The sequence below is a fragment of the Pseudomonas sp. RIT411 genome (assembly GCF_003057735.2).
Classification (GTDB): Bacteria; Pseudomonadota; Gammaproteobacteria; order Pseudomonadales; family Pseudomonadaceae; genus Chryseomonas; species Chryseomonas oryzihabitans.
This window is the reverse complement of record NZ_QBIZ02000004.1, coordinates 154,898-175,806: the sequence shown is the minus strand read 5'-3', so window position 1 is coordinate 175,806 and position 20,909 is coordinate 154,898. Positions and strand designations below refer to the sequence as shown.

Here is a 20,909-nt window from a genome sequence, read left to right as displayed (position 1 = left end):
GCAATACCAACGGAGCAGGCAAAGCGTTATCCTAGAGGGGTTGCTACCACCAATCTCCCTTTGCCGTGACCGCCATCCACGTCCTACTCGTCGACGACCACCGCAAGCTGCGTGAGCCCCTGGCGATCTACCTGCGTCGCCAGGGGCTCGAAGCCACCACCGCAGCCGATGCCACGCGGATGAAGGCGTTGCTCGCGCAGCAGCGCTTCGATGTCATCGTCCTCGACGTGATGCTGCCGGATGGCGACGGCTTCAGTCTCTGCCGTGAACTGCGCCAGCGCGACACGACGCCGATCATCCTGCTCACCGCCCGGGGCGAGGTGGATGACCGGGTGCTTGGCCTGGAACAGGGCGCCGACGACTACCTGACCAAGCCCTTCGAACCGCGCGAACTGGTGGCACGGATTCGCACCCTGCATCGTCGCTACCAGGCGACCGCTCCGACGTCTCCGAGCGAGCCTGTACCGGCGGCGATCTATCGTTTCGCGGGCTGGCACTACGCCGCCGTCAGTCAGCGCCTGCACTACCCGGACGGCAGCACCCGCCGCCTGGGTCAGGCGGAGGCGCGCCTGCTGCTGGCCTTCCTGTGTCGGCCCCAGACCGTGCTGCATCGTGATCTATTGCTGCACCAGGTACAGCCGCCCGATCGCGCGCTGGAAGACCGCAGCCTGGATCGCCAGGTCAGTCGCCTGCGTCTGCGGTTGGCCGATCCGGCAGGCGAATCGCCGCTGCGGACCGTCTGGGGCCGCGGCTATCTGCTGGACTGCCCGGTGGAGGCCCTGGACGGCCCATGATCGCGCCCTGGCGTAGCTGGCTGCAGGGCATCACCCCCCGCCTCTGCCTGCTGTTCTGCGCGGCCTTGCTGCTGGCGCACGCGGCCGCGGCGCTGGTCCTGCACCAGACCGGCGCGCTGGTCCATCCGTTGTCCTATGGCCAGGCCTTGGAGCGGCTGGCGGTGGCCCGTACCGCGGTCGAGCGCCTGCCAACGGCGCAGGCGCAAGCCCTGCTGCGGGTGCTGGCCGAGTCACCGGCCCAGGTCTGGGTAGCCGCGACGCCGGAGGTGGCGCCCTTCCCCATGCTCGCGGAGGAGCGCCGCCTGACCCGGGATCTGGCGCGGCGTCTGGGACAGGCCGAAGAGGGTCTGGTGATGCAGCTGGAAGGCCTCGCGGGCGACGCCGCCCGCGCCTCGCCGCTGACCTCAGCCGGCTGGGCACCCCTGCGCTTGCGCAGCAGCGTGCGCCTGCCGGACGGTCGCTGGCTCAATGCCGTGCAGTATCCGGCACGCAGCGACGGCTGGCTGACCGCCCTGGGCTGGTCGCTGCTGCTGGGCGCTCTGCCGGTGCTGCTGCTGGCCTGGCTGTTGATCGGCCAATTGGTACGGCCGCTCCAACGGCTCACCCGCGCCGCGGAGGGACTCAGCCGGGGCGAGCGCAGTCGCCTGGAGGTCCGTCAGGGCCCACGCGAGGCCAGGGAGCTGGCCGCGGCCTTCGAGCTGATGCAGGAACGGCTGCTGCGCCACCTGGATGATCGGGTGCGCATGCTGGCCGCCATCAGCCACGACTTCAACACTCCGCTGGCTGCGCTGCGAGTGCAATTGGCCCTGCTGGAGCCTTCGGTCGAGCGCGACGACATGGAAGAAAGCCTGGCCGAACTGGACGCCATGGTGCAGGAAACCCTCGACTTCATCCGTGGCGAGCGCCGGACCGAAAGCCACCAGGATGTCGACCTCGTTGCCCTGCTGCAGGCATTGCAGGATCGCTATCAGGCATTGGGCCAGACGGTATCCTGGTCAGGTACTGGCGCGGCACCGCTCCGCGGCCGTCCACTGGCCCTCAAGCGCGCCTTGGGCAATCTGCTCGACAACGCCCTGCAGCACGGTAGCAGCGCCGCACTGGAGCTCTCGCGCCCCGCGCCACAGCTGCTTCGCCTGGACATCCTCGACGACGGCCCCGGCCTGCCGGAAAACCAGCTGGAACGGGTCTTCGAGCCCTTCTACCGGCCTCCGGGCCAGGACACCGCTCGAGGCCTCGGTCTCGGCCTGGCCATCGCCCGGGCCTGTATCCTCGCCCATGGCGGCGAGTTGCAACTGCACAATCGCCCGCAAGGCGGCCTCTGCGCCCGGATCCTGCTGCCGTCGGCCTCCTAGCAGCCAGATATCCCGTAGGAGCGGCCCATGGCCGCGATCGTCCAAACAAAAGACCTTGTCGCGCCAGGACAATGGCTCCCAAGGTAGCGCCACCTTGATCGATCAGGATCTGGCTGATGCTGGAGATGACCGCCTGCTCGAATAGCGCCCTCTCCCTCCGGGGCGCGCCTCACAGCGAAGTCCCAAGTGGAAAAGGCTCCGCCGTTTTCCACGCTACGGTTCCAGCACCAACGCAGTGGAGGTTCCACGTGGAGCATCTGGTTCCCTTAGAAGCTCAGAGTCGCGCTCACCCAGAGATGGCGACCATAGTTCACCGTGCCATAGGTCTCGTCGTCCAGGCGCCGATCGTTCAGGTTGCGGATAGCGGCATTGAAGCTCAGGTTGCGCGTCGCCACGAAGCCGCCGCCCACGTCCCAGGTGGTATAGGCCGGCGCCGCTTCGCCGGTCAGGGTGGCGTCGTATTCCTCACCGTAGTAATCCAGCGCCGTCCACAGATTGAGCCGGTCCGACAGGGTCCAGTCCAGGCGGACGTTGGCCTTGCGCTCCGGAGTCAGGGCCAGGGGCGCACCCTGGTTGGGACCGCTGCGCTGCTCCGAGTCGAGATAGGTGAAGTTGCCACCCAGCCGCAGGACCTCGGTGATGTCCCAGCCACCGCTGAGCTCCACGCCGCGGATCACCGCCTCGTCGACGTTGATGCGATCCATGCGGATGTAGCCATTCCAGCGCTCGGTGGTGGTGACCGTGGACAGCTTGTCCTGAAAGTCGTTGTAGAACAGCGTCGCCGCCGCCTCCAGATTGCGCCGGTTGGACCAGAGCGCCGCCACCTCGTAGTTGGTACTGGTTTCCGGCTTGAGATCCGGATTGCCGAGCATGACGAAGCGGTTGCGCCGCAGATAGGCGTAACCCGGCGCCACGGCGCGAATTTCCGGCGCCTTGAAGCCGCGTGAGACGCCGCCCTTGAAGGTCCACTCGGGAGTGGCATGCCAGACCCCGTAGAGCCGCGGACTCCAGTGATTGCCGTACAGCTCGTGGTGATCCAGGCGCAGCCCGCCGGTGAGCGCGAAGCTGTCGGTGATGGCCCACTCGTCCTCGGCGAACAGCGCCTGCTGGGTCACCGCGAAGGAATACTGGCGGCGATCGTTCAGCCCCTGGTTCCAGTCCTGCACCTCGCCACGGTTGTATTGCAGACCGGTGGTGAGCAGGTGGTCATCCAGGGGCGTCACCAGCTTGGCATCGAACACGGTGTTCTCGACCTGGGGCTTGCGCCCATAGACATCGGTCTGCTCCGGCGTGGCAAGGCCTTCGCGAGAGGTCTCCTCGTGCAGCAGCGACACGTCCGAGCGCAGCCCGCCGGTCCAGTGGCCGGTGTGACTCAGCGACCAGTGATCGCGGTCGTTGTCCTGCTGGCGGGTCGCCCAGTTGTCGCTCAGGCCGTCGCCGTTGCGCAGGCGCGTCTGCCCGGCTTCCAGCAGGAATTCGTGATTCTCGTTAGGGGTAAGGGCCAGGCGCCCAGTCAGATCGCGATGACGCGCCTTGCTGAAGCCCTGGGTCCGCTCGATGTCGTCGTCGGCCTGGCGATCCAGGTAGCGGCCCCAGAGCTGCAGACCGAGCAGGTCGGTGTGCAGCGGTCCGCTCAGAAAGAATTGGCCCTGGCGCGAATTGCCCTGGTCGCGGTGCTGCTGGGCGATGTAGTCGGTGGTCAGGGAGCCGTGCCAGGTGGCGGCGTTCTTCTTGGTGATGATGTTGATCACCCCGCCGATGGCGTCGGAGCCATACAGCGAGGACATGGGCCCGCGTACCACCTCGATCCGCTCGATGGCCGCCGCCGGCGGAATGAAGCTCTGCTCGTAGCCGCGATTGCCGTTGACCCGCGACTCCCGCGCGCTCTGCCGCTTACCGTCCACCAGGATCAGGGTGTAGTCCCCCGGCATGCCCCGGATGGAGATATCGGTTTCATTGGCCGCACCGTTGACCACCACGCCCTCGACGTCGCGCAGGGCGTCGCCCAGATCGCGGATCGGGCGCTTGCGCAGGGTCTCGGCGTCGATCACGGTGACTGAAGCGGGTGCGTCCTCCAGACGCTGTTCGAAGCCGGCGGCGGTGACCACCGTGGTGTCGAGATCGGTGATCTCTTCGGCCTGGACCGCCAGGCTGGCGGCGGCCAGGCCGAGCGCCAGCGGCGTAGTGATGAAACGTTGCAACCTGGCCATGAGCCATGCCCTCCGATGAAAGGGCATGGATGGTAATGATTGACGTTACGGAAATTGGGACAGGTTGAGACAGCGGCACTCACTCGCCGCGGATATAACCCTCCAGATGGCGGATCAGCTCCGCCTGCTGGACGGTGGTCGCCTTGACCAGGTCGCCGATGGACAGCAGCCCGATCAGCTTGCCGTTGCCCATCACCGGCAGGTGGCGCAGGTGGTGGTCGGTCATCATCTGCATGCAGTCGCCCACGGTCTGCTGCGGCAGCACGATGATGACCGCCTCGGTCATGATCTCGCTGACCGGGGTCGCATAGGAGGAGCGCCCCTGCAGGGCCACCTTGCGCGCATAGTCGCGCTCGCTGACGATGCCCACCAGTTCGCCGTCGCGCATCACCGGCAGCGCCCCGACGTTCTTTTCCGCCATCAGGCGCAGGGCGTCGAGCACCCAGGCGTCGGGGGCGATGGTGTAGACGTCCTGCTGGGTCTTCAGGGCGAGCAACTGGGCGACGGTTTTCATTGTGGTTCTCCTGAGGTGAGGCGAGCGTGACCGGAGGTGTCTGGCAGGGCCGGTCAGTCGATTACATCAGGCCACCTGAACGCCCTTGTCGCCCGAACGACGTCGATCCCGCCACAGGCGCCATGCCAGGGCCAGCAGGAAACCGGCCGTCAGCAGCATCACCAGGGTGGGCGCCGGGGCGCTGTCCCAGACCAGGCTCAGCAGCACCCCGCCCAGGGCCGCCATCACGGCCAGGGTGGTGGCCAGCAGCAGCATCCAGCCAAAGGAACGGGTCAGCAGAAAGGCCGTGGCACCGGGGGCGATCAGCAGCGCCACCACCGGCACCATGCCCACCGCCTGCAGGGCGCCGACCACGGTCAGGGCGATCAGACCGAGCAGGCCGTAGTGCAGCAGCCCTACCCGCAGCCCCAGGGCCCGGGCCTGGGCCGCGTCGAAGGCCAGCACCAGCAGGTCGCGCCAGCGGCAGGCCAGCGCCAGCACCACCAGGCCGGTGATCACCGCCATCTGCCAGAAGGCCGCCGGGGACACCCCCAGCAGGTCGCCGAGCAGGATGTGGTCCAGGTGCAGCTCGGTGGGCAGCCTGGCGTGCAGCACCAGGCCCAGGCCGAACATGCCGGAAAAGACCACGCCCATCAGGGTGTCCTGCTTTACCCGGCTGTGGCGCTTGAGATAGCCGGTGGCCAGGGCGCAACCCAGCCCCGCGACGAAGGCGCCCGCCACCAGCGGTGCCCCCAGCGCCGAGGCCAGCACCAGGCCGGGAAAGACCGCGTGGGCGATGGCATCGCCCAGCAACGCCCAGCCCTTGAGCACCAGGAAACAGGACAGCAGCGCCGTGGGCACCGCCACCAGCACGGCCATCAGCAATGCCTGGCGCAGGAAGTCGACTTCGAGGGTCAGCAGCAGCCAGTCCATCAGCCCGCCTCCGCCGTCTGCCGCGCCCGGCGCCGGTTGGCCAGCAGGCCGTGACGCGGAGCCAGGACGAAGGCCAGCAGAAAGATCAGGGTCTGCAAGACCACCACGCAGCCCCCGGTGGCGCCGTCGAGGAAATAGCTGAGGTAGGTGCCCAGGAGCCCGCTGCCAACGCCGATGGCGACGCTGATCAGCACCACCCGCGAGAAGCGATCGCTGAGCAGATAGGCCGTCGCCCCCGGCGTCACCACCAGGGCGATGACCAGGAAGGCGCCCACCGTCTGCATCGCCGCCACGGTGCTCAGCGCTAGCAGGGTAAAGAACAGCAGCCGGTACAGGGTGGGATTGAGGCCGCAGGCGCGCGCCTGGCCCTCGTCGAAAAACACCAGCAGCAGGTCGCGCCACTTGAGCAGCAGCACCAGCAGGGAGACGGCGGCGATAGTCAGCAACTGGCGACTGGCCTCGGGGGTGATGGCCAGGATGTTGCCGAAGACGATGGTCTGGATGTCCACCGCCACCGGCGCCAGCGAGACCAGGAACAGTCCGCCGCCAAAGAAGGCGCTGAAGATCAGGCCGATGATGACGTCTTCCTTGAGTCGGGTGTAGTGCCGCAGCCCGAGCATGGCGCCAGCCGCCGCGCCGCCGGCGAGAAAGGCGCCCAGCGCCAGCGGCAGGCCGAGCAGATAGGCGCTGGCCACACCGGGCACCACGGCATGGGACAGGGCATCGCCGATCAGCGACCAGCCCTTGAGCATCAGGTAGGCGGAAAGAAAGGCGCACAGCCCGCCCACCAGCGCCGCCGCGCCCAGGGCATTTCTCATGTAGCCGTAGGCCAGGGGTTCCAGCAGCCCTTCCATCAGGCACGCTCCCGCCGCCGCGGCTCCGCTTGCAGCCCGTCGAACAGCCGCAGGGCGCCGCCAAAGGTGCGTTCCAGGTTCTCCCGGGTAAAGACCTCGGCCGTCGGCCCCTGGGCCAGTACGGTCCTGTCGAGCAACACGGTACGGTCGCAGAAGCGTTCGATGCTGGCCAGGTCGTGGGTCGACACCAGCATGGAGCGACCTTCGGCGCGCAGCGCCTGGAGCAATTCGATGATGGCCCGTTCGGAGGTGGCGTCCACCCCGGTGAAGGGTTCGTCCAGGAGGATCACCCAGCTGTCCTGGGCCAGGGCGCGGGCGAGAAAGACGCGCTTCTTCTGGCCGCCGGAGAGTTCGCCGATCTGCCGCTTGCGCAACGCGGTCAGCCCCACCCGGGCCAGGGCGGCGTCCACCGCCTGGTGATCGGCGGCGCGGGCCAGGCGCAGGAAATTCATCCGCCCATAGCGGCCCATGAGCACCACGTCCTCCACCCGCACCGGAAAGTCCCAGTCGACGTCTTCGCTCTGGGGGACGTAGGCGACGAGGTTGCGCTTGAGCGCCCGGGCCACCGGCAGGTCATCGACCCTTACCTGGCCGGAACGGACCGGCACGAAGCCCATGATCGCCTTGAACAGCGTCGACTTGCCGCTGCCGTTGACGCCCACCAGGGCGGTGATGGAGCCGCCGGGTACCACCAGGCTGGCGTCGCGCAGGGCGGTATGGCCATTGCGATAGGTCACGCTGACCCCCTCGAGCGCGATCATGGCGCCAGCCCCTTCACCAGGGTTTCGGTGGTGACCCGCAGCAGGTCGAGATAGGTCGGTACCGGTCCCTCGGCGGCGCTCAGGGAATCCACATAGAGCACCCCGCCGTAGCGAGCGCCGCTCTCCCGTGCCACCTGCTCGGCCGGTGCGGCGGAAACCGTGCTTTCGCTGAACACCGCCGGAATCCGCTCGGCGCGCACCGTCTCGATCACCCGGCGGACCTGCTGCGGCGTGCCCTGGGCGTCGGCGTTGATCGGCCAGAGATAGAGCTCCCTGAGCCCCAGGTCGCGTGCCAGGTAGCTGAAGGCGCCCTCGCTGGACACCAGCCAGCGCCGCTGTTCGGGAATCGCCTGCAGCTGCTGGCGCAGGGGTTCGAGGGTGGCGGTGATGCGCGCCTTGTAGGCTTCGGCGTTGCGACGATAGGTCTCGGCCTGGGCCGGGTCGTGCTGCACCAGGGCATCGCGGATGTTGTCGACGTAGATCAGCGCTGCCTGGGGTGACATCCAGGCATGGGGATTGGGCTTGCCGGCATAGGGACCCTGGGCGATGGCGATGGGCTCGACACCCCGCGAGACCACGGCGCTGGGCACGTCCTTCATGCGACTGAAGAAGCGCTCGAACCAGAGCTCCAGATTGAGGCCGTTCCACAGCACCAGCTGGGCGTCGCGCGTCTTCAGCAGATCGCCCGGAGTGGGTTGGTAGTTGTGGATCTCGGCGCCGGGCTTGGTGATGGATTCCACCCGCGCGGCGTCGCCCGCCACATTACGCGCCATGTCGGCGATCACCGTGAAGGTGGTGACCACCTTGAACGGCTCCGCCGCCTGAGCGACGTTGCCCAGCAGCAATCCCAGCAGACCCGCCAGGGTCCAGCGTCTCGTCTTCTCCAGCATCCGGCCCGCCTCTCGGTGGTTATAGCCTAGGCTAAATTAGATAGCACAACCTATCAGAGGTGCAGGAAGACTTTGTAACCTGGGATGAGAGGGATAAGGGACAGGGACGAACAGGGCAAGGCGCCTCGCTCAGGACAGAGCGGAGGCGCTGATGAGGGCTGCAGAGGCCGGCGGGACCGGCCTGATTGGCAGGGATCAGTGCGCGGCGTGGGCCGTCATGCCGCGCGAGCGCTCGGGCTGGGTCTCCAACGGACGCCGTTCGGCGTGCCCGTCGAGCAGCTTGTCCAGCAGACCGCGCAGGGCGCGTTTCTTGAGTTCTTTCAGCATCGCGAATCCTCCCGGGATCGTCATAGCCTTGGCTATATTAAATAGCAGACCCTATCGAGAGGTGTTAGTGCTTTTTATCAATCGGATAAATAGAGGCGCCCTAAAACTCTCGGGCTAGAGCGATCGGACAAACCGGGAGCGATGCCTAGTCACCCTCCTCCACCCGCGTCCTCAGGCGGCGACGGGCTTCCTGCGGCGCCAGGCCGGTCCAGCGCCGGAAAGCCCGGCGGAAATTGCGCAGATCGCCAAAGCCGGTCTGGAAGGCCACCTCGGCCAGCGCCAGGTCGGCCCGGCCGAGCAGCGTCAGGGCGCGATCACGACGCGCTTCGTCGACCAGCGCCTGATAGTGGGTACCCGCCGCTTCGAGCCGGCGCCGCAGCGTCCGTTCGCTGAGATTGAGCGGCGCGGCCAGTTGCGCCAGGGTCGGCGGCGCATCCAGCCGCTTGCGGATCTCGCGCTGCAGGCCCTCGACCAGATCCGTTCGCAGCGGATCGTAGCCAGCCGTCGCGCCCAGCAATTCGATCACCTCGGCGGCCACGGCGTCATCGCGGGTGGCGAGGGGCATGTGCAGCCAGGCAGGGTCGAATTCGATGGCGGTCACCGGCGCGGCGAAGCGCACCGGGCACTCGAACAAGGCCGCATAGCGCTCGCCATGCGGTGGAGCGGGATAGTCCAGGCTCAGCGCCCGCGGCGGCAACCGTGTCCCGGCGAGATGCCGGGCGACGCCTAGCACGCTGGCCAGCCCCTCCTCCATGTAGAAGGCGGTCACCGCCGGCTCGTGGAAGCGTGGCGTCAGCACCAGCCGCACCGCCGCCGCCCCCCGCTCCAGGCCATAGTCGAGCATGGCACCGGCCTGCCGCTGATAGTGCAACCCCAGCTCCAGGGCCGCGCCCAGGGTGGCGCAGGCCTGCATGCCGAGACCGACCAGGCCGAGCGAGACGCTGGTCTGCCGGGCGCCGACCGCCAGGCCCAGGCCGTCGTCGCCCAGTTGCGCCAGGCAGCGCCTGACCAGCAGATAGCCCTGCCGGTGCGACAGGCGAAAGCCCGGCCGCTGCACGTCGGCCGCCGTGAACCCCAGGCCGCGGCAGAGTCGCTCCACGTCGACGTGGCGGTCGGCCGCCACGCGCAGCAGCAGCCGCGACACCTGGGGCGGCGCCGAGGCACGGGAAAAGCGCGGATCGACGGGGTCCGGCATGACGACGCTCCTCGGGCGAGAACCTGGCTGGACGTTAACCCAGTGGCGACCGGGCGAAAATCCCTCGGCAACGGCTGTCCGTTTCGGCCCCCTTCCCTGGCCGCCGCCACCCTGCCGTGGCCCCTCGACCCGCCGCTAAGGTTGCCTCGACACCCACGCGTGGAGACCTGCATGAACGACGATCTCTCCTACCAGGACTGCGGCGAGCGCATCTGCATCGTCGGCGGCGGCCCCGGCGGCCTGTGCATGGCCCGCGCCCTCAAGCGCCGCGGCCTGGATTACGAACAGTTCGAGCGCCACAGCGACTTCGGCGGCGTCTGGGACCTGGATAACCCCGGCACGCCCATGTACGAATCCGCCCACTTCATCTCGTCGCGAGACCTCTCGGGCTTTCTCGACTATCCGATGCCCCGCGCCTTTCCCGACTATCCCGGCAATCGCCAGATCCTCGACTACCTGCGCGCCTTCGCCCGCACCTTCGGGCTCTACGCCCAGGCCCGCTTCAACACCGCCGTCGAACGGGTCGACAAGGATGCGGATGGCCGCTGGATCGTCACCCTCGACAGCGGTGAACGCCGCCGTTATCGGGCGCTGATCTGCGCCACCGGCTGCAACTGGGACCCCAACCTGCCGGAGATCCCGGGGCACTTCAGCGGCGAGATCCGCCACGCGGTCAGCTACCGGCGTGCGGCGGAATTCCAGGGCAAGCGGGTGCTCATCGTCGGCGCCGGCAATTCCGGGGCCGACATCGCCTGCGACGCCGCCGCCAACGCCGAGCGCGCCTTCATCAGCCTGAGGCGCGGCTATCACTTCATCCCCAAGCACCTCTTCGGCGTGCCGGCGGACGTCTTCGGCGAACGCGGTCCGCGCCTGCCGCTGTGGCTGGAACGGCCGCTGTTCCAGGGTCTGCTGCGCCTGCTGCAAGGCGACCTGACCCGCTTCGGCCTGCCGAAGCCGGACCATCGCCTGTTCGAAAGCCATCCGCTGCTCAACAGCCAGCTGCTGCACCATCTGCAGCACGGCAACATCCAGGCACGGCCGGACGTCTCGCACTTCGAGGGCGACCAGGTGGTGTTTCGCGATGGCAGCCGGGAGACTCTCGACCTGGTGCTCTATGCCACCGGCTATCGCTGGAGTTGCCGCTACGCCGCCGACTACTTCAGCTGGCAGCACGGCCGGCCGCAGCTCTACCTGTCCATCTTCAGTCGTGAACACCGCAACCTGTTCGGCATCGGCTATCTGGAGACCAATTCCAGCGCCTACAAGCTGTTCGATCAGGAAGCCCACCTGATCGCCTGCCACCTGGCCGACCAGCTCCAGCGCCCGCACCAGGCCCGCGAATTCCAGGCGCTGATCCAGCAGGACGACCCGGATCTCTCCGGCGGCATCCGCTTCGTCGACTCGCCCCGCCACGCCGTCTACCTGGAGGTGCACGCCCTGCAGAACCATCTGCGCCAGCTGCGTCGCCGGCTGGGCTGGAGCGACCTGACCCCGGGTTATTTCGATCCCCTGCGCCAGGCGCCCGAGCCGCTTCCGGCCAGCCTGCCCACCCCGTCCTGAGCGAGCCTGCCCATGAGCGACGTCATCCTGATCACCGGTGCCGCCGGCGGCATCGGTCAATGCCTGGCGCGGCAACTCAGCCGCCGACCGGTCCAGCTGGTCCTGGTGGATCGCGACGCCAGGGGCCTGGCCGCCCTGCGCGCCGAGCTGGGCGAAACCACCCTGACCTACGCCGCCGATCTCTGCGACGAAGACCAGCTCGTCGCCCTGATCGACTTCGTCCAGCAGCGCTGCGGTCGCCTCGATGCCCTGATCAACAACGCCGCCATCGTCCGCGTCGGCCCCCTCACCGAACGCTCTCCGGCGAGCATTCGCCAGGAGCTCGACATCAACCTGCTGGCGCCCCTGCTGCTCGCGCGGCTGGCCATTCCCCTGCTCCGGCGCTCGACCAACGCCCGGCTGGTCACCACCGTCTCGCTGGCGGGCATCTTTCCCACCCCGGAGAGCCCCGTCTATTGCGCCAGCAAGTTCGGCCTGCGCGGCGCCATGCTCGCCCTGGCGCAGGATCTCGCGCCCCAGGGCATCCGCGTCTGCTGCGTCCTGCCGTCGGCCACCGACACCCCGATGCTGCGCCACGAGGCCATCGCCGGCGGCAACGCCCTGCAATTCATGGATCCGCCCCAGTCACCCGATACGGTGGCGCGGCTGCTGGTGCGGGTGCTGGATCGACCGCGCCTGGAAAGCGCGCCGCGCGCCGGCGAACTCTGGCTGAGCCGGCTGGCGATGCTGGTGCCCGATCTGCTGCCGCGCCTGTTGCCGTTCTTTCAGCGCCGCGGTGAACGCGGCCTGCGTCGCTATCTCAGCGACCTGGAGCAGCGCGGCCTGGCCGAACGCCACGAAGGCACCTGGCGCCTGCGCCCGGACGACCGACCCGACTAGCCTTCTTTCGGAAACAAAAAAGGGGCCCGCAGGCCCCAAGGGAAATCGAAGTGATCTCAGCCTTCGATTTCGATCAACACCTCGCCCGGATTGACCCGGTCGCCCTTGGCCACCCGCACCGCGGTGACGGTGCCGGCGATGGGCGCCTGGATCTCGGTTTCCATCTTCATGGCTTCGGTGACCAGCACGCCCTGCCCGGCCCTGACCTGGTCGCCCTCCTTGACCAGCACCTCGACGATGTTGCCCGGCATGGTGGTGCTGACGTCGCCCGGACGCTCCGCCTGGCGCCGCCGCTGACCGCCTTCGGCGACGAAGTCGCCACTGGCTTCGAACACCACCTCTTCCGGCACCCCGTCGATGGACAGGTAGAAGTGCCGCTTGCCTTCGCTCTTGAGGCCGATACCGGTGATGTCCACCTGGTAGGTCTCGCCGTGCACGTCGACGCTGAAGGCAGTCGGCACGCCCTGGCCGCCCACCGCGGCCACGCCATCGGCCGAGGGCATGGGCAGCAGGGCTTCCGGCACCAGGGTCCCGGCGGCGCGTTCCTCGAGGAACTTGCGCCCGATGTCGGGGAACATGGCAAAGGTCATCACGTCTTCTTCGCTCTTGGCCAGGTCGCCGATCTCGGCGCGCAGCCGGGCCAGCTCGGGACTGAGCAGATCGGCCGGACGCACCTCGATGACCTCCTCCTGGCCAATGGCCTGCTTGCGCAGCTGCTCGCAGATGGCGCCCGGCGCCTTGCCGTAGCGGCCCTGCAGATAGAGCTTCACCTCGTTGGTGATGGTCTTGTAGCGCTCGCCGGCCAGCACGTTGAAGAAGGCCTGGGTGCCGACGATCTGCGAGGTCGGGGTCACCAGGGGTGGATAGCCCAGGTCCTTGCGCACCCGCGGGATCTCTTCCAGCACCTCGTTCATGCGATTGAGGGCGCCCTGCTCGCGCAACTGGTTGGCCAGGTTGGAGATCATGCCGCCCGGCACCTGGTTGACCTGCACCCGGGTGTCGACCCCGGTGAATTCGCTCTCGAACTGGTGGTACTTCTTGCGCACCGCATGGAAATACAGGCCGATCTCCTGCAGCAGCTCCAGGTCCAGGCCGGTGTCGTAGGGCGTGTCGCGCAGGGCCGCGACCATGGATTCGGTCCCCGGGTGGCTGGTGCCCCAGGCCATGCTGGAGATCGCCGTGTCGATGCGATCGGCGCCATTCTCCACCGCCTTGAGCTGGCACATGGCGGCCACCCCGGCGGTGTCGTGGGAGTGCACCACTACGTCCAGGGTCAGGGCCTCCTTGAGCGCCTTGACCAGCTCGCCGGTGGCATAGGGCGTCAGCAGGCCGGCCATGTCCTTGATGGCGATGGAGTCCACGCCCAGGTCAGCCATGCGCCGCGCCTGGTCGACGAAGGCCGCGACGGTGTGCACCGGGCTGGTGGTGTAGCAGAGGGTGCCCTGGGCATGCTTGCCGCTGGCCTTGACCGCGCGGATGGCGGTTTCCAGGTTACGCACGTCGTTCATGGCATCGAAGATGCGGAAGACGTCGGTGCCATTGGCGGCGGCGCGCTCGACGAAGGCCTCGACCACGTCATCGCTGTAGTGCCGGTAGCCGAGCAGATTCTGGCCGCGCAGGAGCATCTGCAGCCGGGTATTGGGCAGCGCCTTGCGCAGCTGGCGCAGACGCTCCCAGGGATCTTCCTTGAGGAAGCGCACGCAGGCGTCGAAGGTGGCGCCGCCCCAGACTTCCAGCGACCAGTAGCCGACCTGGTCGAGCTTGGCGCAGATCGGCAGCATGTCTTCGGTGCGCATGCGGGTCGCCAGCAGCGATTGGTGGGCGTCGCGCAGGATGGTGTCGGTGATCTGGATGCTTTTCATTGTTCTGTCGTCCTTACAGACCGGCGTGGGCGGCGATGGCGGCGGCGATGGCGATGGCCAGGTGCGTCGGGTTGCGCTTGATCGAGTACTGGGTCAGCTCCGGATGGCTTTCCACGAAGCTGGTGTTGAAGCGCCCGCTGCGGAATTCGGGATCGCGCAGGATGGCCCCGTAATAGGGCGCGGTGGTCTTCACCCCCTGCACGCGCATGTCGTCCAGGGCGCGCAGGCCACGATCCATGGCCTCTTCCCAGGTCAGCGCCCAGACGATCAGCTTGAGGCACATGGAGTCGTAGTACGGCGGGATCACGTAGCCGGTATAGATGGCGGTGTCGGTGCGCACCCCCGGTCCGCCCGGCGCGTAGTAGCGGGTGATCTTGCCGAAGCTCGGCAGGAAGTTGTTCTTCGGGTCCTCGGCATTGATGCGGAACTGCAGGGCGAAGCCGCGGTGCTGGACGTCTTCCTGGGCAAAGGACAGCGGCAGGCCCGAGGCGATGCGGATCTGCTCGCGAACGATGTCGATGCCGGTGATTTCCTCGGTGATGGTGTGCTCCACCTGCACCCGGGTATTCATCTCCATGAAATACACCTCGCCCTCGGCGAGCAGGAATTCCACGGTGCCGGCGTTCTCGTAACCCACCGCCTTGGCCGCGCGCACGGCGAGATCACCGATGTAGGCGCGCTGCTCGGGGGTCAGCTGGGGGCTGGGCGCGATCTCGATCAGCTTCTGGTTGCGCCGCTGGATGGAGCAGTCGCGCTCGAACAGGTGCACGGTGTTGCCGTGGCTGTCGGCGAGGATCTGAGCCTCGATGTGCTTGGGATTGACGATGCACTTCTCGAGAAACACCTCGGCCGAACCGAAGGCCTTGGTCGCTTCGGAGATCACCCGCGGATAGGCCTGCTCCAGTTCCTCGCGGGAGTTGCAGCGGCGGATGCCGCGACCGCCGCCGCCGGAGGTGGCCTTGAGCATCACCGGATACCCGAGGCGATCGCCTTCGCGCAGGGCCTCGGCGATGTCCGCCACGTTGCCCTCGGTGCCCGGGGTGCAGGGCACGCCGGCGGCAATCATGCTGCGCCGGGCCTCGGTCTTGTCGCCCATGCGGCGGATGACCTCGGCGGACGGCCCGATGAAGCGGATCCCGCGCTGGGCGCAGATTTCCGCCAGCTCGGCGTTTTCGGACAGAAAGCCATAGCCGGGATGCAGGGCGTCGCAACCGGTCTCCACGGCCAGGTTAACCAGCTTGCGAGGGTTGAGATAACCCTCCAGCGGATCGCTGCCGATGCCATGGGCTTCGTCGGCACGTTTCACGTGGAGCGCTTGGCGATCCGCATCGGAGTAGACCGCCACCGAGCGAATGCCCATCTCGGCACAGGCACGCACGATGCGCACGGCGATCTCGCCCCGATTGGCGATAAGTATCTTCTTGATCACACCTGGCTCCTTGTCTGCTGCAGCCTGCAGCCGCTTGTTATTGCCGGTGACCTGAAGCTACGCCAGGGTCTCTCTTATGGAAAATAAATAATTGTTGGATACTCCATAAGTCATCACTTATGGATCTCCAAGATGCCCATGCGCAAGCCTCTGATGCGGCTCACCTTTCGCCAATTGCAGGTGTTCGAGGCCGTCTGCGAGGCCCGCTCCTACAGCCGCGCGGCCGACATCATGGCGCTGACCCAGCCGGCGGTGAGCCTGCAGGTCCGTCAGCTCGAAGAGGTGGTGGGCGCCCCGCTGTTCAACTACGTCAATCGCACCCTCTACCTCACCGAAGCCGGCGAGGCCCTGCGCCAGACCGGGCGCGATCTCTTCGCCCGGCTGGGCAGCCTGGATATGCAGCTGTCAGATCTGCGCGGCGCCCTGCACGGCCAGCTGCGACTGGGGGTGGAAAGCAGCGCACAGTACCTGGCGCCGCACCTGTTCAGCCAGTTCCGCAGCAGCCATCCCCAGGTCGATCTGGCGCTGACCGTGGGCAACCATGCCCGGGTGCTGCGTCGACTGACGGAGAATCGCGAGGACGTGGCGCTGATGTCCGGGGTGCCCAGTGGCTCGGACCTGGATTTCCTGCCCTTGCTGGACAACGCCATCGTCGCCGTGGCGCGCCCGGGCCATGCCCTGGCCGGCCGCCATGGCCTGAGCCTGCGCGATCTGACGGCCTATCCGTTGCTGGTGCGCGAGGTCGGCTCCGGCACGCGCCAGGCCTGCGAGGACTATCTCAAGCAGAAGCGCGCGCACTTCGCCGAACAGCTGGAGATCGGCGCCTTCGAGGCGCAGCGCGAGGCGGTCCGCGCCGGACTCGGCCTGGCGCTGCTGCCGCGCCAGGCCATTCGCAGTGATCTCGCCGCCGGCAGCCTGGTCGAGCTGGACGTCGCCGACTTGCCGCTGCGCCGCTCCTGGTGCGTGGTCCAGGTACGTGGCAAGCCACTGTCGCCGGTGGCTCAGGCCTTCGTCGACTACCTGCGCAGCCAGCGCAGCCTGATCAATGCGTTAGGTATTGCCCTGGAGCCTGCTGTCGGCGCTGGGCCTGGCGCTCGTCAAGCAGCTGATTGAGAAACAGCAATTCATCGAGTTCCACGGCGAGTCGCTGCTCTTCGGCACGGGCTTCGATGGCGCGGCGAAATTTCATCCGCCGTTGATCCTGTAGCTTTCTGCGGGTCTTGCTGTCGAGACGAACGCTGGATTCCTGGATGAGAGCGGTCATGCCAATTCCTCCGGGCTGGGATCGGAATGGGCAGCTTCACCCTAACAGGTGACGATTTGGCGACAAAAAGACGACTATTGGGTGTCGCTGTGCTTGGTCGATTTCGATGACAACCGCAGGCTGCGCAAGCTGCGCTTCACGCCCTTGAGGTGCTCGACCAGGGCCGGACCGCGGGACATGGCCACGCCCATGGCCAGCACATCGATCACCACCAGGTGGGCGATCCGCGAGGTCAGGGGCACATAGATATCGGTGTCTTCGTGCACGTCGATGGCGATGTTGACCGTCGACAGATCGGCCAGCGGCGTCTGACCCGGGCAGATGGTGATCAGGGCCGCGCCGTTGTCGCGCACCAGGTTGGCGGTGATCAGCAGGTCCTTGGAGCGACCCGACTGGGAGATGCAGATGGCCGCATCGGAGGCCGTCAGGGTCGCCGCCGACATCGCCTGCATGTGCGGATCGGAATAGGCGGTGGCGCTGAGCTGCAGGCGAAAGAACTTGTGCTGGGCGTCGTTGGCCACCGAGCCCGAGGCGCCGAAGCCGTAGAACATCACCCGCTGGGCCTTGGCGATCGCCTCGATCGCCGTTTCCAGCGCACGCATGTCCAGGCGCTCGCGCACGTCCATGAGGGTATGCAGGGTGGTGTCGAAGATCTTCAGACTGAAGTCTTCCACCGCATCGTTCTCGTGGATGGCGAACTGGCCGAAACTGGCCCCCGCCGCCAGGCTCTGGGCCAGGCGCAGCTTGAGATCCTGGAAACCGTCGCAGCCGATGGCGCGGCAGAAACGCACGATGGTGGGCTCGCTGACGCCGACGTTGTGGGCGAGGTCGGCCATGGAGCTGTGCATGACGGCAGCCGGATCCACCATGACCTGCTCGGCGACCTTGAGCTCCGACTTGCGCAGCAGGTGGCGGGATTGAGCAATGTGTTGCATGAGGTTCACAGGCGTATCTCGTCTAGCGGGCGGATGTAGTGCGTCGTACTTATACTACATAACGGTCGCCAAGGCTCTTGGTCATTACGATTCAGCACGGTCTTTTTCGCGCCCGTATCGGCACTTGGTAGTCATCCGCACGACCGACTACCTGAGCCCGAGCAGCTTTTGAACCGCTCTGCGCAAGGCCTTGCGCAGATTCCCGAGCGGTGGCGCACAGTTGCTCTGCCCCGCCCCTGTAGTGCTTTTGCAACCCACTGATCAGAAAGGAATTTTCGGTTCTGGCATAGCCCTTGTTAGCTCCTGGTACCCGGGCCATGAAGGCCTATCACCAGGCAAGGAGAGCACCATGCCAACCCCCGCGTACCTGTCCCTCGAAGGCACCAAGCAAGGCCTGATCACCGCCGGCACCTTTACCGAGGACTCGGTCGGCAACATCTTCCAGGAGGGTCACGAAGACCAGATCCTGGTCCAGGCCTTCAACCATCAGGTGATCATTCCCCGCGATCCCCAGTCGGGTCAGCCCACCGGCCAGCGCGTGCACAAGCCGCTGATGATCACCAAGGTGTTCGACAAGGCCTCGCCGCTGATCTTCAACGCCCTCACCTCCGGCGAACGCCTCGGCAAGTGCCGCCTGGAGTGGTACCGCACCTCGGCCACCGGCACCCAGGAGCACTACTTCACCATCGAACTGGAGGACGCCATCATCGTCGACGTCCAGTCGCGCATGCCCAACTGCCAGGACCCGAGCATGGCGCACTTCACCCACCTGGAAGACGTCTACTTCACCTACCGCAAGATCGTCTGGACCCACGAGGTCTCCGGCACCTCCGGTTCCGACGACTGGCGCTCGCCGATCGCCGCCTGAGGCGCCGACTGCAAGCATTACTCTGCCCCCCGCCAGCCCCGCTGGCCGGGGGGTCCGCTGCCCTGCGCCACCCGCCTCGCCTCCCATCCGTCCGGTTTGGCGCTCCTTCTGCCGCATCGGTAGAATGCGGCGATGAACGACGACATTTCCCTGCTGCTCAATTCCCTCAACGATGCCCAGCGTCAGGCCGTGGCCGCGCCCCTGGGTCGCCAACTGGTCCTGGCCGGTGCCGGCTCGGGCAAGACCCGGGTGCTGGTGCACCGCATCGCCTGGCTGATCCAGGTCGAACGGGCCTCGCCGCACTCCATCCTCTCGGTGACCTTCACCAACAAGGCCGCCGCCGAGATGCGCCACCGCATCGAGCAATTGCTCGGCATGAGTCCGCAGGGCATGTGGGTCGGCACCTTCCACGGCCTGGCCCACCGCCTGTTGCGCGCGCACTGGCAGGAAGCGGGGCTGTCGCAGAATTTCCAGATCCTCGACAGCGACGACCAGCAGCGCATCGTCAAGCGGGTGATCCGCGAGCTGGGCCTCGACGAGCAGCGCTGGCCGGCACGCCAGGCGCAGTGGTTCATCAACGGCCAGAAAGACGAAGGCCTGCGACCGCAGCACATCCAGGCCGCCGGCGATCTCTTCCTCAGCACCATGCGCAGCATCTACGAAGCCTACGAGGCGGCCTGCGCCCGCGCCGGGGTGATCGACTTCTCCGAGCTGCTGCTGCGCGCCCTGGATCTGTGGCGCAACAATCCCAGCCTGCTGGAACACTACCAGCGGCGCTTCCAGCACCTGCTGGTGGACGAATTCCAGGACACCAACGCCGTCCAGTACGCCTGGCTCAAGCACCTCGCCCAGAATGGCGCCAGCCTCATGGTGGTGGGCGACGATGACCAGTCCATCTATGGCTGGCGCGGCGCCAAGATCGAGAACATCCAGCAGTTCAACGAGGACTTCTCGGCCGAGATCATCCGCCTGGAGCAGAACTACCGCTCCACCGACACCATCCTCAAGGCCGCCAACGGCCTGATCGCCCACAACTTCGGCCGCCTCGGCAAGGAGCTGTGGACTGATACCGGCGAAGGCGAGGCCATCACCCTCTATGCCGGCTTCAACGAGCACGACGAGGCGCGCTACATCGTCGAGACCATCGAGAGCGAGTTCAAGAAGGGCATCCGGCGCAGCGAGATGGCCATCCTCTACCGCTCCAACGCCCAGTCCCGGGTGCTGGAAGAGGCGCTGCTGCGCGAGAAGATCCCCTATCGCATCTATGGCGGTCTGAGATTCTTCGAGCGCGCCGAGATCAAGAACGCCATGGCCTACCTGCGGCTGATCCAGCATCGCCACGACGATGCCGCCCTGGAGCGGGTGATCAACGTGCCGCCGCGGGGCATCGGCGAAAAGACCGTGGAGGCGCTGCGCAGCGCCGCCCGCGCGCAGAACACCTCGCTGTGGCAGGCGCTGCACGACCTGGTCGGTGCCCGCGCGGTGTCGGGTCGCGCCGCCTCGGCACTCAATGCCTTCGTCGAGCTGGTCGACACCCTGGCGCTCAAGGCCGAGGACCTGTCCCTGCACAGCCTGGTGCAGCAGATCATCGAGCAGACCGGCCTGGTCACCTTCCACAAGGAAGAAAAGGGCGAGAAGGGTCAGGCGCGGGTGGAAAACCTGGAAGAACTGGTCAGCGCCGCGCGCTCCTTCGATTTCAGCGGTGACGAGGAGATGACGCCCCTGGCGGCCTTCCTCGACCACGCCGCCCTGGAATCCGGTGACACCCAGGCCGACAGCCACGAAGACAGCGTCCAGCTGATGACCCTGCACAGTGCCAAGGGCCTGGAATTCCCCCTGGTGTTCCTGGCCGGCATGGAAGAAGGCCTGTTCCCGCACAAGATGAGCCTGGAAGAACCCGGCCGCCTGGAAGAGGAACGCCGCCTGGCCTACGTGGGCATCACCCGCGCCATGCGCCGCCTGGTGATGAGCTATGCGGAGACCCGTCGACTCTATGGCAGCGAGACCTACAACAAGGTCTCGCGCTTCGTCCGCGAGGTACCGGACGGCCTGATCCAGGAAGTGCGGCTGTCCAATGCGGTCAAGCAGCCCTTCGCCGGCAGCCGACCCAGTCCCTTCGCCCAGGCCCCGGTGCCGGAGACCACCTTCAGTCTCGGTCAGCCGGTGCGCCACGCCCTGTTCGGCGACGGTGTCATCCTCAACTACGAGGGCTCCGGCGCCCATGCCCGGGTGCAGGTCAACTTCAAGTCCGAAGGCAGCAAGTGGCTGATGGTGAGCTACGCCAAGCTCGAACCGCTCTAGCC

At 67.0% G+C, this 20,909-nt stretch carries 19 protein-coding genes; 7 read left to right on the top strand and 12 right to left on the bottom strand.

Features of this window, described 5'->3' with window-relative positions; genetic code table 11:
• The first annotated feature begins 65 nt into the window (after positions 1–65).
• Together DBY63_RS08345 and DBY63_RS08340 are read left to right on the top strand one after the other, a co-directional pair.
• On the top strand, positions 66–794 hold the full coding sequence (locus DBY63_RS08345; RefSeq protein WP_108582214.1) for a response regulator transcription factor: 729 nt from the start codon (positions 66–68) through the stop codon (positions 792–794).
• Positions 791–2,146, top strand: coding sequence for a HAMP domain-containing sensor histidine kinase (locus DBY63_RS08340; protein WP_108582213.1), 1,356 nt, complete (start codon positions 791–793; stop codon positions 2,144–2,146). The genes DBY63_RS08345 and DBY63_RS08340 overlap by 4 nt, the downstream gene beginning before the upstream one ends.
• Positions 2,147–2,412: 266 nt before the next feature.
• Here the strand turns inward: DBY63_RS08340 and DBY63_RS08335 are convergent, their stop codons facing one another.
• From DBY63_RS08335 to DBY63_RS08305, 8 genes are all read right to left on the bottom strand, one after another.
• Positions 2,413–4,356: a TonB-dependent receptor gene (locus tag DBY63_RS08335; protein ID WP_177411437.1), complete on the bottom strand. Its 1,944-nt coding sequence runs from the start codon at positions 4,354–4,356 to the stop codon at positions 2,413–2,415.
• 79 nt (positions 4,357–4,435) lie between these two features.
• The gene (locus DBY63_RS08330) at positions 4,436–4,870 is read right to left on the bottom strand and encodes a CBS domain-containing protein (RefSeq protein ID WP_007160094.1); all 435 of its coding nucleotides are present in this window, start codon (positions 4,868–4,870) and stop codon (positions 4,436–4,438) included.
• Positions 4,871–4,936: 66 nt separating this feature from the next.
• Positions 4,937–5,782 carry a metal ABC transporter permease gene (locus tag DBY63_RS08325; RefSeq protein WP_037006580.1) on the bottom strand — a complete coding sequence of 282 codons (846 nt, stop codon included), beginning with the start codon at positions 5,780–5,782 and terminating at the stop codon, positions 4,937–4,939.
• A complete protein-coding gene (locus DBY63_RS08320; protein WP_108582212.1) occupies positions 5,782–6,636 on the bottom strand; it encodes a metal ABC transporter permease in 855 nt (284 codons plus the stop codon). The genes DBY63_RS08325 and DBY63_RS08320 overlap by 1 nt, the downstream gene beginning before the upstream one ends.
• Entirely contained in the window at positions 6,636–7,397 is a 762-nt protein-coding gene (locus DBY63_RS08315) for an ATP-binding cassette domain-containing protein (protein ID WP_108582211.1), read from the bottom strand. Before DBY63_RS08315 ends, DBY63_RS08320 begins: the two co-directional genes overlap by 1 nt.
• Positions 7,394–8,287: a metal ABC transporter substrate-binding protein gene (locus tag DBY63_RS08310; protein ID WP_027600488.1), complete on the bottom strand. Its 894-nt coding sequence runs from the start codon at positions 8,285–8,287 to the stop codon at positions 7,394–7,396. The genes DBY63_RS08315 and DBY63_RS08310 overlap by 4 nt, the downstream gene beginning before the upstream one ends.
• A 195-nt stretch (positions 8,288–8,482) precedes the next feature.
• Complete coding sequence (locus DBY63_RS25180) at positions 8,483–8,614, bottom strand: hypothetical protein (RefSeq protein ID WP_255211807.1); 132 nt, start codon at positions 8,612–8,614, stop codon at positions 8,483–8,485.
• 145 nt (positions 8,615–8,759) lie between these two features.
• Positions 8,760–9,809, bottom strand: a complete 1,050-nt coding sequence (locus DBY63_RS08305) for an AraC family transcriptional regulator (protein ID WP_108582210.1) — start codon at positions 9,807–9,809, stop codon at positions 8,760–8,762.
• 171 nt (positions 9,810–9,980) lie between these two features.
• Between DBY63_RS08305 and DBY63_RS08300 the strand changes: the two genes are divergently transcribed.
• Both DBY63_RS08300 and DBY63_RS08295 read left to right on the top strand, forming a co-directional pair.
• Complete coding sequence (locus tag DBY63_RS08300) at positions 9,981–11,369, top strand: NAD(P)-binding domain-containing protein (RefSeq protein WP_042134943.1); 1,389 nt, start codon at positions 9,981–9,983, stop codon at positions 11,367–11,369.
• Between the two features lie 12 nt (positions 11,370–11,381).
• Positions 11,382–12,248, top strand: a complete 867-nt coding sequence (locus DBY63_RS08295; protein WP_027600490.1) for an SDR family oxidoreductase — start codon at positions 11,382–11,384, stop codon at positions 12,246–12,248.
• Between the two features lie 56 nt (positions 12,249–12,304).
• Here DBY63_RS08295 and oadA read toward each other — a convergent pair whose 3' ends face one another.
• Positions 12,305–14,110, bottom strand: coding sequence for a sodium-extruding oxaloacetate decarboxylase subunit alpha (gene oadA, locus DBY63_RS08290; protein ID WP_044341253.1), 1,806 nt, complete (start codon positions 14,108–14,110; stop codon positions 12,305–12,307).
• A gap of 13 nt (positions 14,111–14,123) precedes the next feature.
• Positions 14,124–15,539, bottom strand: a complete 1,416-nt coding sequence (locus DBY63_RS08285; RefSeq protein WP_027598704.1) for an acetyl-CoA carboxylase biotin carboxylase subunit — start codon at positions 15,537–15,539, stop codon at positions 14,124–14,126.
• 138 nt (positions 15,540–15,677) lie between these two features.
• Here DBY63_RS08285 and DBY63_RS08280 point away from each other — a divergent pair, with 138 nt between their 5' ends.
• A complete protein-coding gene (locus DBY63_RS08280) occupies positions 15,678–16,652 on the top strand; it encodes a LysR family transcriptional regulator (protein WP_042135432.1) in 975 nt (324 codons plus the stop codon).
• On the opposite strand, the gene DBY63_RS08275 is transcribed toward DBY63_RS08280, so the two are convergent.
• Both DBY63_RS08275 and hexR read right to left on the bottom strand, forming a co-directional pair.
• Positions 16,582–16,803 (bottom strand): hypothetical protein, encoded by a 222-nt coding sequence (locus DBY63_RS08275; protein ID WP_074583361.1) that lies wholly within the window; start codon positions 16,801–16,803, stop codon positions 16,582–16,584. The two genes, DBY63_RS08280 and DBY63_RS08275, sit on opposite strands and share 71 nt — an antisense overlap.
• 74 nt (positions 16,804–16,877) lie before the next feature.
• Positions 16,878–17,747, bottom strand: coding sequence for a transcriptional regulator HexR (gene hexR / locus DBY63_RS08270; protein WP_007160102.1), 870 nt, complete (start codon positions 17,745–17,747; stop codon positions 16,878–16,880).
• A gap of 340 nt (positions 17,748–18,087) precedes the next feature.
• Between hexR and DBY63_RS08265 the strand changes: the two genes are divergently transcribed.
• Together DBY63_RS08265 and uvrD are read left to right on the top strand one after the other, a co-directional pair.
• Entirely contained in the window at positions 18,088–18,606 is a 519-nt protein-coding gene (locus DBY63_RS08265; RefSeq protein ID WP_017639168.1) for an Hcp family type VI secretion system effector, read from the top strand.
• Between the two features lie 132 nt (positions 18,607–18,738).
• Positions 18,739–20,907: a DNA helicase II gene (gene uvrD / locus DBY63_RS08260; protein ID WP_044341252.1), complete on the top strand. Its 2,169-nt coding sequence runs from the start codon at positions 18,739–18,741 to the stop codon at positions 20,905–20,907.
• The last annotated feature ends 2 nt before the right edge of the window (positions 20,908–20,909 follow it).

Bases quoted from the DNA above. Each gene is read 5' to 3' on its own strand.
- DBY63_RS08340 (WP_108582213.1), top strand. From the start codon at position 791: ATGATCGCGCCCTGGCGTAGCTGGCTGCAGGGCATCACCCCCCGCCTC.
- DBY63_RS08335 (WP_177411437.1), bottom strand. From the start codon at position 4,356: ATGGCCAGGTTGCAACGTTTCATCACTACGCCGCTGGCGCTCGGCCTG.
- DBY63_RS08330 (WP_007160094.1), bottom strand. From the start codon at position 4,870: ATGAAAACCGTCGCCCAGTTGCTCGCCCTGAAGACCCAGCAGGACGTC.
- DBY63_RS08325 (WP_037006580.1), bottom strand. From the start codon at position 5,782: ATGGACTGGCTGCTGCTGACCCTCGAAGTCGACTTCCTGCGCCAGGCA.
- DBY63_RS08320 (WP_108582212.1), bottom strand. From the start codon at position 6,636: ATGGAAGGGCTGCTGGAACCCCTGGCCTACGGCTACATGAGAAATGCC.
- DBY63_RS08315 (WP_108582211.1), bottom strand. From the start codon at position 7,397: ATGATCGCGCTCGAGGGGGTCAGCGTGACCTATCGCAATGGCCATACC.
- DBY63_RS08310 (WP_027600488.1), bottom strand. From the start codon at position 8,287: ATGCTGGAGAAGACGAGACGCTGGACCCTGGCGGGTCTGCTGGGATTG.
- DBY63_RS25180 (WP_255211807.1), bottom strand. From the start codon at position 8,614: ATGCTGAAAGAACTCAAGAAACGCGCCCTGCGCGGTCTGCTGGACAAG.
- DBY63_RS08305 (WP_108582210.1), bottom strand. From the start codon at position 9,809: ATGCCGGACCCCGTCGATCCGCGCTTTTCCCGTGCCTCGGCGCCGCCC.
- DBY63_RS08300 (WP_042134943.1), top strand. From the start codon at position 9,981: ATGAACGACGATCTCTCCTACCAGGACTGCGGCGAGCGCATCTGCATC.
- DBY63_RS08295 (WP_027600490.1), top strand. From the start codon at position 11,382: ATGAGCGACGTCATCCTGATCACCGGTGCCGCCGGCGGCATCGGTCAA.
- oadA (WP_044341253.1), bottom strand. From the start codon at position 14,110: ATGAAAAGCATCCAGATCACCGACACCATCCTGCGCGACGCCCACCAA.
- DBY63_RS08280 (WP_042135432.1), top strand. From the start codon at position 15,678: ATGCGCAAGCCTCTGATGCGGCTCACCTTTCGCCAATTGCAGGTGTTC.
- DBY63_RS08275 (WP_074583361.1), bottom strand. From the start codon at position 16,803: ATGACCGCTCTCATCCAGGAATCCAGCGTTCGTCTCGACAGCAAGACC.
- DBY63_RS08265 (WP_017639168.1), top strand. From the start codon at position 18,088: ATGCCAACCCCCGCGTACCTGTCCCTCGAAGGCACCAAGCAAGGCCTG.
- uvrD (WP_044341252.1), top strand. From the start codon at position 18,739: ATGAACGACGACATTTCCCTGCTGCTCAATTCCCTCAACGATGCCCAG.